Genomic DNA, 14,497 nt, shown 5'->3' with positions numbered 1-14,497 from the left:
GATTAAGTAACTTTTATCCGGGTCGGAATGCCCCGGAATTAAAAATAAAAACTATGACAGGATATCGGATAAATACGGTTTGCGCCGGGGCGGCGCTGACGGTGTTTTTGTTGTCCGGCTGCGCGCAGCGTCGGGCGGAAATCGCGGATATGCGGTGCGAATACATGAGTTCCCCGATCGGAATCGGCGCGAATACCCCGCCGCGGTTTACATGGAATTATACGGGCGACGACGATTTCGTGCAGCAGCGCTGCCGCGTGCGCGTCGCTTCGACGAAAGCGGCGCTGGCCGATTCGTTGGCCGACGGCGACGTATGGTCTTCTCCGGAGATCGTTTCGGTGAACGGTTTCGCGCAGTACGACGCGCCGCAGCCGCTGGAGCCCCGTACCCGTTATTATTGGAATGCGGTGGCCTGGGGCGATGACGGACGGATCGTCGTGTCGCCGGTCGACAGCTTCGAAACGGCGCAGGCCGACCTGTCGGGCTGGACGGCCCGCTGGATTACCGACGGACACGACAAGCGCTTCGCTGCGGCGCCGATGCTGCGCAAATCGTTCGACGTAACCAGAGAGGTACGCGACGCGCGTCTTTACATGAGCGCAGCGGCTTACGGGAAGATGCGGTTGAACGGCAAGCCGGTTACGCCGAACCGCCTTGAGCCGGGTTATACGCATTACGACAAACGGAACCTGTACGGTACCTATGACGTGACCGGGTTGCTCGTTCCGGGTGAAAACGTGCTTTCGGCCGTTCTCGGCAACGGGTTTTATAACGAAGACGCACCGGTCGCTACCTGGGATTTCGAAAACGCGCGCTGGCGCGACCGGGCGCGGATGATCGGCGAGCTGCATATCGTTTATGCGGACGGTTCGCAACAGGTCGTCGCATCGGACGGCACGTGGAAAACGGCTACCGGGCCGTACGTGCAGAACAACATTTACAGCGGCGATACGTATGACGCCCGGTTGGAGATTCCGGGTTGGGACGAACCCGGTTTCGACGATGCGGCGTGGAGCGCGGCCGTCGAGATAGAGGCTCCGTCACCGCTGCTGGTGGCGCAGACCGCCCCGGCGATCCGTGCGACGCGCGAGATCCGTCCGGTTGCGGTAAAATCGTTCGGCGATACGGTGTATGTTTTCGATTTCGGCGAAAACATGGCCGGAGTATGCCGTTTGTCGGTGCAGGGAGAGAAGGGTACGAAGATCACGATGCAGCACGGCGAATTGCAGAAAGCGAACGGCCGCGTCGAAATGGGGAATATCGACATCTATTACAAACCGTTGCCGGGTCTCGCTTTCCAGACCGATACCTATACGCTGAAGGGCGAAGGCGTCGAGACGTTTACGCCGGATTTTACGTATCACGGTTTCCAGTATGTCGAGGTCAAATCCGACCGTCCCGTGAAGTTGAACGAAGAGAGTCTGACGGCCTTGTTCGTGCATACGGCTGTCGAGCCGGTCGGCACTTTTAGTTGCTCGAACGAATTGATGAACAAAATCTGGAAGGCCACCAACCAATCTTACCTGTCGAATCTGCACAGCATCCCGACCGACTGCCCGCAGCGCGAAAAGAACGGTTGGACGGCCGATGCGCACATTTCGATCGACCTGGCGCTGCTGAACTTCGACGGCATTCGTTTCTATGAAAAATGGCTCGACGACTTCGTCGACAACCAGCGCGAGGACGGAAGCATCTCGGGGATTATCCCGAGTTCGGGATGGGGTTACGCCGACTGGATCGGCCCGGTATGGGATGCGGCTATGTTCATTATTCCGAATGCGTTGTACGACTATTACGGCGACAAGCGGGCGATCGAGAAAATGTACCCGGTGTGCGAAAAATACCTGGGTTACTTGCAGGCGCGCGAAGACCAGGACGGTACGGTGACTTACGGAATCGGCGATTGGGTGCCCTACAAGACCCAGACCCCGACGGATTACACGACCACCTGTTTCTATTACCTCGACCAGGCGTTGATGACGCGTTTTGCGGAACTGACCGGTCGCGACGGAGCAGCCTATGCCAAAAAAGCGGAAAATCTTAAGGAATTGATCAATAAGAAATATTTCAACGCCGACAGCGCGACCTATGCCAACGGTTCGCAGGCCGCCCTTGCGACGGCGCTGGCGCTCGGGCTCGTGCCGCAGCAGTACGAACAGCGAGTGGCCGACCGGCTCGCACAGTCGGTCGAAGCGTCGAACGGACACCTCGATTTCGGGATGCTCGGCAGCAAGTTCGCGCTGCGGATGTTGACCAAATACGGATATGCCGACCTCGCGTACCGGATGGCGGCGCAGGAAGACTGCCCGTCGTGGGGCGGGTGGATCAACCGCGGGTTCACGACGCTGGCCGAAACGTGGCAGCTTTCCGAAGAGTTCCGCGACGCGTCGATCAACCACGTGTTCCTGGGCGATGTCAGCGCCTGGATGTATAACGACCTGGCCGGGATCAATTTCGATCCGCAGCAGCCCGGTTTCCGTCACATTCTTTTCCGGCCCCATTTTGTCGAGGGACTCGACTGGGTGAAAGCCGAATACCGTTCGGTCAACGGCCCGATTCGTTCCGAGTGGAAGCGGGACGGCGGAAAAGTGCGGCTGACCGTCGATGTTCCGGTCAATACGACCGGGACGGTAATCGTCGGGGACAAAGAGATTCCGGTTTCCGCCGGCGTGCATGAATTCAAATTTTAAAAAACGATAAACTTAAAGAACGAAACGATGAAAAAGAACCGAATACTCGGATTTTGTCTGAGTCAGTTGTTGTTGCTGGGGACGGTCGCGTCCGCATCGGGCGCGACTGCGCCGGCGGCTCCGGTTTCGCTGGACGGCGAGTGGGAACTCTCTTACTGGCCCCAACCCGAAAAAGCCGTGACCGATCCGGCGGCGCTCTCCGGGATCGAAGTGAAAACCATTCCTGCGAAGGTGCCCGGTAACGTCGAACTCGACCTGCTGGCCGCCGGCCTGATCGACGACCCGATGATCGGAGCCAACGTGAACAAACTGCGCGCCTGGGAGGGGTATCAATGGTGCTATACGCGCCGGTTCGACGCTCCGAAACTGGAGCCCGGACAGCGCGCCGAACTCTGGTTCGGCGGGATCGACTGCCTGGCCGACGTCTGGGTCAACGGCAAACATGCGGGCTCGTCGGCCGATATGCTGATCGAGCGCAGTTTCGACGTGACCGATCTGATCGAACAGGGCGGCAGCAATACGGTACAGGTTATCATCCGTCCGGTTGTGCTCGGCGCGCAGGATCACCTGCTCGGCTCGTTCAGCATGGGTAATTTCGCGACCGAAGAATCGGTCTATATCCGCAAGGCGCCGCACATGTACGGCTGGGACATCATGCCCCGTCTGGTGAGCGCCGGACTGTGGCGCGGCGTCGAACTGCGCACGCTCAATCCCGCGCGTTTCACCGACGTCAATTGGGTGACGACGCACGTCGATACGGCTTCGCGCAACGTGAGTTTGTTCGTCGATTTCCAGACGAGACTGCCTTTCGATCAATACGACAAGGCGAAAGTCCGTTTTACGTTGACGCGTGACGGCAAGGAAGCCTACCGGGGCGAGCAAGTGCTGTTCGCGCATGCCGGACGGATCGTCGTGAACCTCGAAAAGGCCGACCTGTGGTGGCCGCGGGGGTACGGAGAACCGGCCCTGTACGAAGCCAAAGGCGAATTGATCGGCGCCGACGGACAGGTGCTCGATACGGATGTCAAGCGGATCGGCCTGCGTATCGTGCAACTCGATCTTTCCGATATTCATTTGCCCGACGAGCGCGGAAAATTCTGTTTTATCGTCAACGGCGAGAAAATTTTCGTACGCGGCACGAACTGGGTTCCCCTCGACGCGCTGCACAGCCGCGACGCGGCGCAGTACGAGAGCGCGATGAAATTGGTGACCGACGCCAATTGTAACATGGTGCGTTGCTGGGGCGGGAACGTTTACGAGGATACCCGCTTCTTCGACCTGTGCGACGAGAACGGCATTCTGGTTTGGCAGGATTTCGCGATGGGATGCTCGTTCTATCCGCAGCGCGCCGATTTCCTGGATCAGCTTCGCGAGGAGGTCACCTCGGTCGTGTTGAAACTGCGTAACCATCCGTCTCTCGCATTGTGGGCCGGTAACAACGAGGACGATGCGAATCTGTTCTGGAGCCGCTTGCAGCCGTTCCATCTCGATCCGAACCGCGACCAGGTTTCGCGCCATGTGATTCCCGAAGTCCTTTATGAGTTCGATCCGACGCGCCCTTACCTGCCCAGCTCGCCCTATTACAGCGAAGCCGTGTGGGAGAAGGGGAGCCTCGAACAATACCTGCCCGAAAACCACTTGTGGGGACCGCGGGGATATTACAAAGACAAGTTCTACACGACGGCTCCCTGCACGTTCGTCAGCGAGATCGGCTATCACGGCTGTCCGAACCGCAGCAGCATCGAGAAGATGATGACCAAACAGGGCGTCTATCCGTGGACCGAAGGCCGTAAATGGAACGACGAATGGATCACCAAGTCGACCCGCCGCTACGAGGCGTGGGGGCCGACGATGGATCGCAACAATCTGATGCTGAATCAGGTGAACATTCTGTTCGGATCGGTTCCGGACGATTTGGACGATTTCGTTTTCGCATCGCAGTCGGTACAGGCCGAGGCGATGAAGTATTTCGTCGAGATGTGGCGCAGTCGTAAGTTCGAACGTACGGGCATTATCTGGTGGAATGTGCGCGACGGCTGGCCGATCATTTCGGACGCCGTGGTCGACTATTACGGTTCGAAAAAGTTGGCTTACTATTTCCTGCAGAACGTGCAGAAAAACGTCTGCCTGCTGATCAACGATCCGGTCGACGGGGCCTATCCGCTGGTTGCGGTGAACGATACGCGCCTTCCGGCCGAAGGGACGGTGACGGTTACCGACGTGGCGACCGGCAAGGAAGTGTTCAAGGGCAGCTACAATGTCGGCCCCAACGGGCGGCAGTGCGTTTCGAACCTGCCCGTGATGAAGGGACAGGGAATGTTGCAAATCCGTTACGATGCGAACGGCGAAAGTTGCAGCAACCACTTCCTGTACGGCGAACCGCCCTACAAGCTGAAAGAGTACAAGGGATGGCTCGACAAGACGAAAATGTATACGAACAAAGATAAATAGCGGTCGGTTGACATGAAAACGAATATCATCGGAGTGGATGTCGGGGGAACCAAATGTGCGGTGACCTACGGGCAAAAGGAAGGTTTCGAGCTGCATATCCGGGAGAAGATCCGGTTTGCGACGACCGATGTCGACGAGACGATCGCCAACATCGTCCGCGCAGTGGACGATGTGATGCGAAAGAACGGATTGACGGCCGGCAATACGGCCGCGATAGGAGTCAGTTGCGGCGGTCCGCTCGACAGCCGTACCGGCGTAGTGATGTCGCCGCCGAATTTGCCTGGCTGGGACAACATCCCGATCGTCAAGTTGTTGGGCGATCGTTTCGGTATCCGCACGGGGATTCATAACGATGCGAACGCCTGCGCGTTGGCCGAATGGAAATTCGGGGCCGGCATCGGTGCGCGGAACATGGCTTTTCTGACTTTCGGCACGGGGCTCGGCGCAGGGTTGATCCTCGACGGGAAGCTCTATGCCGGAACGAACGACAACGCCGGCGAGCTGGGGCATATCCGTCTGTCAGATTTCGGCCCGGTCGGCTACGGTAAGTGCGGTTCGTTCGAAGGATTCGCCAGCGGCGGCGGGATCGCGCAGCTCGCGCGGTTCAAAGTGAGCGAGAAGCATCAGATGGGCCAACGGGTAAGCTGGTGCGCGCCCGGACAACTGGATGAGATTACGGCTCGGGACGTGGCTGATGCGGCCGCTGCCGGCGACGAGCTGGCTCTTGAGATCTACCGGATTTCGGCTACGTACCTCGGCCGCGGGCTTGCGATCGTAATCGACCTGATCAATCCGGAGGTGATCGTTATCGGGGGCATTTATACGCGCAACCGGGAGATGATGGAGCCTTTCGTGCTGCGGGAGATCGAGCGCGAGGCGCTGTCGCACGCCCGGCGGGTTTGTTCGATCCATCCGGCTGCGCTCGGCGAACAGATCGGTGATTATGCGGCGCTTTCGGTAGCCGCGGATTTAATAAAGGAATAATTATGGGAATCATAGAAAACAGTTTGCATCAGGCGGAGACGGCGTTGCACGAGTTCATTTCGGACCCGCAGACGCCCGTGCTGATGGAAAAGGCGGTCGCAATTTTTAAACAGGCGCTCGATAAAGGGTGTAAAATCATCAGTTGCGGCAACGGCGGCTCGCTGTGCGATGCCGCGCATTTTGCCGAAGAGCTGACCGGGCGTTTCCGAGGCGACCGCCGTCCGTTGCCGGCCATGGCGATCAACGACGCGGCTTACATGACCTGCGTGGGCAACGATTTCAGTTTCGACCAGATTTTTGCGCGTTGGGTCGAGGCGTTCGGACGCGAAGGCGACGTGCTGCTGGCAATCAGTACCAGCGGCAATTCGGGCAATGTGGTGATGGCGATCGAGAAGGCCAAAGCCTGCGGTATGAAGGTCGTTGCGCTGACCGCCAAAGGGGGGAACAAGCTCTCCGAGTTGGCCGACGTCGCGATCTGCGCTCCGCGCACCCCGCACTCCGACCGCATCCAGGAGATCCATATCAAAGTGATTCACATTCTGATCGAAGCGCTCGAAGACGCGATCTTTTACGCTTCGGATGCGAAGCGATAAACCGGCGACGGGCCGGATAACCTAAAACCAAAAACAAATGAATTCGAAAACTTCGTTGCTGAAAATATTGCCCGTGATGTTCGGATTTTTCATCATGGGTTTCGTCGACATCGTCGGTATCGCGACCAGTTATGTCAAGAGCGATTTCGCGGGCCTGAGCGACTCGGTGGTGAATATGATCTCGTTGTCATGTTTCCTGTGGTTCCTGGTGCTGTCGATCCCGACGGGGATGCTGATGAACCGCATCGGGCGCAAAAACACCGTGCTGCTGAGTTTCGCCGTCCATGTGCTGGCGATGTGTATGCCGCTGATCGCTTACGATTTCGCGTCGGTATTGATCGCTTTCGGGTTGATCGGGATCGGCAACACGTTGCTGCAGGTGTCGATGAACCCGCTGGTGATGGAAGTCGTTACCAAAGACAAGCTGACCGGAACGCTGACCCTCGGGCAGTTCGTCAAGGCCGTCAGCTCGTTCGTCGGGCCGATTCTGGCCGCTTGGGCCGCCGGGACGTTCTTCGGGTGGAAGATGATCTTCCCGATTTATGCCGGCGCCTCGCTCGTGGCGTTGCTGTGGCTGTGGTTGACGCCGATCCGGGATATCCGCGAGAAGTCGACGAATATTTCGTTTCGGGCGACTTTCGACCTGCTGCGCGACAGCCGGATCGTGGCTTATTTTATCGGTATTCTGGTGCTGGTCGGCGTAGATGTCGGCATGAACATGACGTTCCCGAAACTGCTGATGGAGCGGTGCGGCCTGGAATTGACCGACGCCGGTATGGGTAACAGCGTCTATTTCTTCGCCCGCACGGTCGGAGCTTTCCTCGGCGGTATTCTCCTGATGAAGTATTCCGAAAGCAAGTTCTTTACGTACAGCACCTACATCGCGCTGCTCGGACTCGTTCTGATGCTGCTGAGCGAGAACCTGTGGTTTATCCTCGGATGCGTTGCGGTGTTCGGCGTGGGCTATGCGAACCTGTTCTCGATCATTTTCTCGCTGTCGCTGAAACGGGTTCCCGAAAAAGCCAACGAAGTTTCGGCGTTGCTGATCGTCGGCGTGTCGGGCGGCGCGGTGTTGCCGCCGCTGCTCGGCGTGGTGACCGACCTGTTCGCCACGCAACTGGCCGCCGTCATCATGCTGGCCGCCGCCTGGCTGTATATGGTCTGGCTGACCGGACAAATCAAAACAAAAGCATAAATCCTGAAATCAAACGAACCGATGAAACGAACTGCAATCCGTTACAGTTTTTTAATCATGCTCATCCTGCCGTTGTTCGCGCACGGTCAGGCTTCTATGAAAATGTCCGCCGGACAGGTCGATGCCGCCCGCTGGATCGAAACCCGCTTCGCGCGGGGAAAGGTTCCGCCGTTCTCATTCGTTTACGGCGACAAATCGTCTAAAAGTCTGCTCCCCGGCTGGAATTATTCGATGAAACGCCTGCCGGGTGACGATCCGGACGTAGTGAAATACCTTTATACTTATACCGAACGTCCGTCGGGGCTGAAGGTGGAGTGTTTTGTTACCGGCTTTCCGGCGTTCGATGCCGTCGAATGGGTGCTGCACTTTACCAACACGGGCAAAAGCGATTCGCGGGTGCTCGAGCAAGTGAAAGTGGTCGATCTCGATATGCAGGCGCCGGCCGCCGGCGACTTCACGCTGTACTATGCCGACGGAAATCACATTTCGAAGGAGGATTTCCATCCCCGGACGACCGTGCTGAGTACGACCGAGCCGTTTCGGATGGCGCCCGAAGGGGGGCGTTCGTCGCAGGGCGATTTCCTTCCGTTCTTCAACCTGACGGCTCCGTCGGGCAAAGAGGGCGTAGTGGTGGGGATCGGATGGACCGGTATGTGGTACGCCGATCTGACCAAGACCGGCGACCGCGGCGCGACGCTCGTTTCAGGGATGAAAACCATGCGGTTGTACCTGCATCCCGACGAGTCGATCCGCACGCCGAGCATCAGCCTGATGTTTTGGAACGGCGACGACCGGATGGCCGGCCACAACCGTTTCCGTCGTTTCGTCCTCGCCCATCATACCCGCAAAGTGGACGGGCAGATGCAGAAATATCCGCTGTGCAGCGGATTCAACTACCGCGATCCGGCTCCGTGCACCGAGTATTCGTGCCTGACGGCCGACTGGGCGATCGCGATGGTCAAACGTTATAAACAATTCGAACTCGTTCCGGAAGTGTTCTGGCTCGACGCCGGATGGCATACCGGTGCCGCCGATTACAAAAACGGCAAGTCGTGGGCCAATACCACCGGTAACTGGACGGTCGATACGACCCGTTTTCCGGACGGGCTGAAACCCGTTGCGGACGCCGTGCATGAGACCGGAGCCAAATTTATGGTCTGGTTCGAACCCGAGCGCGTGATCAAAGGGACGCAGTGGGCCGTCGAACACCCCGATTGGATGCTCGACCTGCCGTCGGAACCCGACGGAACCTACCTGTTGTTCGACCTGGGTAACAAAGAGGCCCGCGAGTGGCTGTGCCGTTATATCGGCGATCTGATCGAGCAGAACGGCATCGATTACTACCGCCAGGACTTCAATATGGAACCCGATAAATACTGGGCCGCACACGACGAGGCGGGGCGTACCGGTATGAAGGAGATTCGTCATGTCGAAGGACTTTACGCATTCTGGGATTATCTGCTGGAACGGTTTCCGGGCCTGCTGATCGACAACTGCGCGAGCGGCGGTCGCCGGCTCGACCTGGAGACGACCTCGCGCAGCGCACCGCTGTGGCGCAGCGACTATTACCACTACGACGATCCGGACGGCTACCAGGGACACACTTACGGACTGAATTTTTTCCTGCCGATCCACGGAACCGGGATTTTGCAGACCGACGAATATTCGTTCCGGTCGAGTATCAGCAGCGCGTTGATCTATAACTGGAAGATCACCGAGCCCGGCGTTTCGTTCCTCGATATGCAGGAGCGCGTGAAAGAGTATCAGGAAGTGCGCGACTATTATTACGAGGATTATTATCCGTTGACGGGCTGCGAAGACCTGACCCGCGACAACATCTGGCTGGCTTACCAGTTGAACCGCCCGTCGGACGGGACGGGGATTGTCGTGGCATTCCGCCGCGCCGCCAATCCGGACGGCAGCATTACGGTGAGATTGTCGGGACTGGATGCCGCGAAGCGTTATGACGTGCGCAACCGCGATACCGGCGAGTCGGTCGTCAAGACCGGGGCGGAACTGGCATCCGGTTTCGAGTTGACGCTCGCCGAGCCGAAAAGTTCGTTGTTGCTGCAATATAAACCCGTCGAATAGTTTCTGCATTCATTAAAAATTTAAAACGATGATACGAAATACAATCCATACATTCCGGTCGAAATTCCGGTCGTTCGTTTGTTCACTGCTTACGCTGGCGGTATTCCCGCAGTTCGTTTCCGGACAGGCCAAATCCGCCATGACCGATAAGCCGTTCGATGTGACCCGTTGGATCGAGACGCATTTTGCCAAAGGAAAAATTCCTCCGTTCTCTTTCGTTTACGACGGAAAACCGTCCCGCGAGCTGCTGAAAAAGTGGAAGTACACGGCCGCCCGCGTCGAATCCGGCGAACCGGAGGCGGTCGAATACCTGTATACGTACCTGGATCGTTCGACCGGACTTCAGGTCGAATGCCGGGTGAAAGGTTTTACCGATTTCGATGCGGTCGAGTGGGTTTTGAATTTTAAGAACGACTCGCAGGCCAATTCCGCACCTATTTCTCAGGTCAAGGTGGTCGATCTCGATTTCGAATCCCCGCAAAAGGGCGATTTTATCCTGCACTATGCCGACGGAAGCCATGTCTCGAAACACGATTTTCACCAGCGTACCAAAGTGCTCGCGCCGGGCGATTCGCTGTACATGGCCCCGCAGGGCGGACGTTCGTCGCAGATGGCTTTCCCGTTCTTCAACATCGAGTCTCCCGCAGGGCAGGGCGTGATGGTGGCCGTCGGTTGGACGGGAACATGGTTCGCCGATATCGCCGGTAAGACCGACCGTAGCGTGACGCTGGCTTCGGGCATGAAATACCTCGATACGTATCTCTATCCGCAGGAGTCGATCCGCACGCCGAGCATCTGTCTGCTGTTCTGGAAAGGCGACGATCGGATGGTCGGACACAACCGGTTCCGCCGGTTCGTGATGGCGCATCATACGCCGAAGGTGGACGGCAAACCCGCCCTTTTTCCCGAATCGTCGAGTTTCAACTACGGCGACCCGTCTCCGTGCAACGAATACACCTGCCTGACGGCCGATTATGCGATCGCGCTGATCCGGCGTTACAAGCAGTTCGACATCGTACCGGAAGTGTTCTGGCTCGATGCCGGATGGTATTCGCAGGCGGCCGACTATAAGAATCATAAGAACTGGGCCAATACGGTGGGCAACTGGACGGTCGACCGCGAGAAATTCCCCGACGGACTGAAGCCGGTTTCCGACGAAGCGCACAAGGCCGGGGCCAAATTTATGGTGTGGTTCGAGCCCGAGCGGGTGATCAAGGGCTCCCAATGGGCCGAGGAGCATCCCGAGTGGATGTTGGACGCCGGGACGGATGCCTACCTGTTCGACCTGGGGAACCCGAAGGCGCTCGAATGGTTCTGCGACCAGATCGGGGAACTGATCGAGCAGAACGGCATCGATTACTATCGTCAGGATTTCAATATGGAACCGGATATCTTCTGGCGGAAGAACGACGAACCGGGCCGTACCGGAATCCGTGAAATCCGGCATATAGAAGGCCTGTACGCGTTTTGGGATTACCTGCGGCAGCGTTTCCCGGGCCTGCTGATAGACAACTGCGCGAGCGGCGGCCGCCGGATCGACCTCGAGGCCACTTCGCGCAGCGCCCCGATGTGGCGTACCGATTACAATTACGGCGAACCGGTCGGTTATCAGTGCCATACCTACGGGCTGGAAATGTACTTGCCGCAGCACGGTACGGGCGTGCAGAAGACAGACAAGTTTACGTTCCGTTCGAGCCTAGGCACTTCGGTCGTTTATAACTGGAAGATCACCAACGGCTCCTCGTCGTTCTATGAAATCCAGGACTGCATGAAGGAGTTCCGCGAAGTGCGTCCCTATTTCTACGAAGATTATTATCCGCTGACCGGTTCCGGCGACATCACCGGCGATAATATCTGGATGGCATACCAGCTCTACCGGCCGTCCGACAAGAGCGGTTTCGTCGTGGCGTTCCGCCGGGAAGCCTGTCCCGACAAGACCCACACCGTAAAGCTGTCGGGCCTCGATCCGGATGCGGTTTATTCCGTTACGAATAAGGATACCGGCGAAACGGTATCCAAGAGCGGCCTCGAACTGGCCGAAGGGTTCGTGCTGACGCTCGACCAGCCGCGCAGTTCGCTGCTGTTGAAATACCGGGCCGAATAGCGTCTGCCCGTATGTTATCGTACAAGGCGGGAACTCTTCGGATGTTCCCGCCTTGTCGTACGGTTCGTGTAGAATATTCGGATGTTATCCGTATCTTTAACACGCCTGGCCGAGTCGGGTAAAAAGGAGTCTGAATCGAAATTAAAAATATAAAACGGATGAAAAAGATATTTTACGTTGCTTGTGCCGTCCTGCTGTGCGCCTGTGCCGGACGTGCGGATCGCAGTCGGGCGGGCGCGGTCGATCCGATGAAAACGGACGGCGGTTTGGTTTACGATGTGAAAAATTTCGGAGCTGTCGGCGACGGCGTGACCGACGATACGCGCGCCATCCAGTCCGCCCTGGATTATGCGGTGGATCACGGGGGCGGTACGGTTTATTTCCCGAACGGCCTGTACCGGCTCGCTACGTTGCAGGATACGTGCAAAGTGCGGGCCCACCTGATCGTGAAGCCCCGCCAAAGTCCGGGCCGCCGCGATTACGTGATGATCCGGCTGCAGGGCGAAAGCAGCGTCGTTACCCCGTGCTCGTATGCCAGTCATACGACCGAGGATAAAGCCGAAGTGTGGAAAAACGGCACCGTCCTGGTTTCGGACGCGGTCGGCGAGTTGCAGACCGATCCTGCGCAAGTCCCCGTATCCGTCCTGGCCGCCGGAGCCGGAGACAATCTCTATCTGCTGAACCAGGCGGTCGTAAGGCTGCAGGATCTCGCGTTCCAGGTGAAAGCCGAAGCGGGAAAATACCCGTACCTGTCCGGTGTGAACATGGCCTATGCGGCGACCGTATATACCGATAATATCCTGATTTATTCGTCGATCCGAAATATGGCGCTGACCTCGCCGACCGGGGACGGGCACTATTCGGCCGGATTCATCGCTCCGCGCACCTGGTGCAATCCGGAGCAGGAATTCCGGAATATCTGTGTCAAAAGCGCCTTCCGGTTCGGCTTCGTCTTTTCCGAACATGCGAACGGAAACAACCTGTCGGCGTGGAACTGCGACAACGCTTTCGTCTTTTCGAGAATGGATCATTCCGCCTGGTTCGGTCGGATCCACGCCCAGAATTGCGCGAACATCGTTTCGTCGTTGAACGTGGAGTTCGCCGGACACGGCGTTGGAGACGCTTTTTTGAAAATAGAACAGGTAGGCATCGAGGTGAACAGCGGTCAGAAGCCGGTCGATTTCAACTACCGCTGTTTTGTAGACGATCCGGACAACCATTTGTACGGCACGTTGTATTACCACATCGTCAAATCGAACGTAGGGGCCGATAACTCCTATTTCAAGGCCGACGGCGGCGCGCATCTGAAAGCGATTCCGTCGTTTTGACGGATCGGTTCGTTCCGGCGGTCCGCTATCGGGGGACGATTTCCCGGTAAAGCTGTTGTAGCCTTTTGCGGAGGAGGCCGATCGCGTAGTGTTTCCGCGACAACAGCGTGGGAACGGGAACCCCGGTCGTTTCGGCGATCTCTTTGTAGGGAATCCCGTCGTATTCGGTGAGTTCGAATACCGAACGTTGCTCGGGCGGAAGCTCCGACAGCGCCAGTTCGATTTCTTCCCGGATCAGTTCGTTGCGGAACATGATCTCCGGATCGTTCCCGTCGTCGGCCAGGAAGTCCGACAGCGAGTCGAGGAAATAGTCGTCCTCGTTTTCCTGCCGGGTTTCGGGTAGCGCCTGCTCCCGTTTCTTTCGCCGGCGGTCGATGATGCGGTTTGTAACCGCTTGGTAGAGCCAGGCCGACAGGTATTCGATGGGATTCTCCTGCAGATCCGTTTTCGTCAGTTTGTAGAAAACGTCCTGGAGGATGTCTTCCGTATCTTCCGCCGAGTCCACCCTATGTCGGATATACCCTTCGAGCTCCGGCTTGTACTGATCGTAGACCAGCGGCAGGTCGCTTCGGGAGTCGAGTCTCCGTTTCTTTTTAACGGCTGTCATGGTCGGTTTTTTCCGGTTGATCCGGGCCGCAGCCGAACATCTGCCGGCGGATGTACTCCCTGCGTTCCTCTTTGCCCATCGCCCGGATCCTGTCCCGCATCGCGGCGCGCTCTTTCCACGTGGGGAAAGTAGGCCCTGACCGGCGGAGGGCGTTCATGCCGAAACAGTGCCTTCCCATCCCGCCGAACAACAGTTTGTTCAGCAGCACCAGGCCCGCCGCCTGCCAGAAGGTAACGGCCGTCCAGCCGATGATCTGCGGGACGAGCCAGTTCCACAGCAACATGACCGCGGTAGATGCCGCGCCGAATACGGCGATGAAGATCGACGTTCCGATCAGGCCTCTCAGAAATTTGTTTTTCATGGTATCGTGTTTTTGTCGTTTTGTTCTTCGCGGGCGAACGTTCGCCCGTATTCCCTGACGAACGTGAACGGAAGATATTTTATAAAATAGCGA

General features: G+C 57.6%; 10 protein-coding genes. 8 read left to right on the top strand and 2 right to left on the bottom strand.

Translation table 11 applies throughout. The features are described from left to right. The first annotated feature begins 53 nt into the window (after positions 1–53). The 8 genes from GFH31_RS05325 to GFH31_RS05290 all read left to right on the top strand — a co-directional run bounded on the left by GFH31_RS05325 (position 54) and on the right by GFH31_RS05290 (position 13,436). Positions 54–2,690, top strand: coding sequence for a family 78 glycoside hydrolase catalytic domain (locus tag GFH31_RS05325; protein ID WP_153498300.1), 2,637 nt, complete (start codon positions 54–56; stop codon positions 2,688–2,690). Between the two features lie 27 nt (positions 2,691–2,717). After that, positions 2,718–5,141, top strand: coding sequence for a glycoside hydrolase family 2 protein (locus GFH31_RS05320; RefSeq protein ID WP_101572359.1), 2,424 nt, complete (start codon positions 2,718–2,720; stop codon positions 5,139–5,141). 12 nt (positions 5,142–5,153) lie between these two features. Continuing rightward, entirely contained in the window at positions 5,154–6,125 is a 972-nt protein-coding gene (locus GFH31_RS05315; protein ID WP_153498299.1) for an ROK family protein, read from the top strand. A gap of 2 nt (positions 6,126–6,127) precedes the next feature. After that, complete coding sequence (locus GFH31_RS05310; protein ID WP_055205334.1) at positions 6,128–6,718, top strand: SIS domain-containing protein; 591 nt, start codon at positions 6,128–6,130, stop codon at positions 6,716–6,718. 37 nt (positions 6,719–6,755) lie between these two features. Continuing rightward, positions 6,756–7,913: an MFS transporter gene (locus GFH31_RS05305; protein WP_118456804.1), complete on the top strand. Its 1,158-nt coding sequence runs from the start codon at positions 6,756–6,758 to the stop codon at positions 7,911–7,913. Between the two features lie 21 nt (positions 7,914–7,934). Beyond that, entirely contained in the window at positions 7,935–10,004 is a 2,070-nt protein-coding gene (locus GFH31_RS05300) for an alpha-galactosidase (protein ID WP_228385807.1), read from the top strand. A gap of 28 nt (positions 10,005–10,032) precedes the next feature. Further along, the gene (locus GFH31_RS05295; RefSeq protein WP_153498298.1) at positions 10,033–12,108 is read left to right on the top strand and encodes an alpha-galactosidase; all 2,076 of its coding nucleotides are present in this window, start codon (positions 10,033–10,035) and stop codon (positions 12,106–12,108) included. A 158-nt stretch (positions 12,109–12,266) separates the two neighbouring features. Next, a complete protein-coding gene (locus GFH31_RS05290; RefSeq protein ID WP_153498297.1) occupies positions 12,267–13,436 on the top strand; it encodes a glycosyl hydrolase family 28-related protein in 1,170 nt (389 codons plus the stop codon). Positions 13,437–13,461: 25 nt separating this feature from the next. Here the strand turns inward: GFH31_RS05290 and GFH31_RS05285 are convergent, their stop codons facing one another. Then, entirely contained in the window at positions 13,462–14,043 is a 582-nt protein-coding gene (locus GFH31_RS05285; RefSeq protein ID WP_070103340.1) for an RNA polymerase sigma factor, read from the bottom strand. Beyond that, the gene (locus GFH31_RS05280) at positions 14,030–14,404 is read right to left on the bottom strand and encodes a hypothetical protein (RefSeq protein ID WP_101572365.1); all 375 of its coding nucleotides are present in this window, start codon (positions 14,402–14,404) and stop codon (positions 14,030–14,032) included. The genes GFH31_RS05285 and GFH31_RS05280 overlap by 14 nt, the downstream gene beginning before the upstream one ends. Between the last annotated feature and the right edge of the window lie 93 nt (positions 14,405–14,497).

The organism is Alistipes sp. dk3624, from assembly GCF_009557455.1.
Classification (GTDB): domain Bacteria; phylum Bacteroidota; class Bacteroidia; order Bacteroidales; family Rikenellaceae; genus Alistipes_A; species Alistipes_A hominis.
Note: the sequence above shows the minus strand (reverse complement) of the source record. Positions and strands in the feature narration are given on the sequence as shown.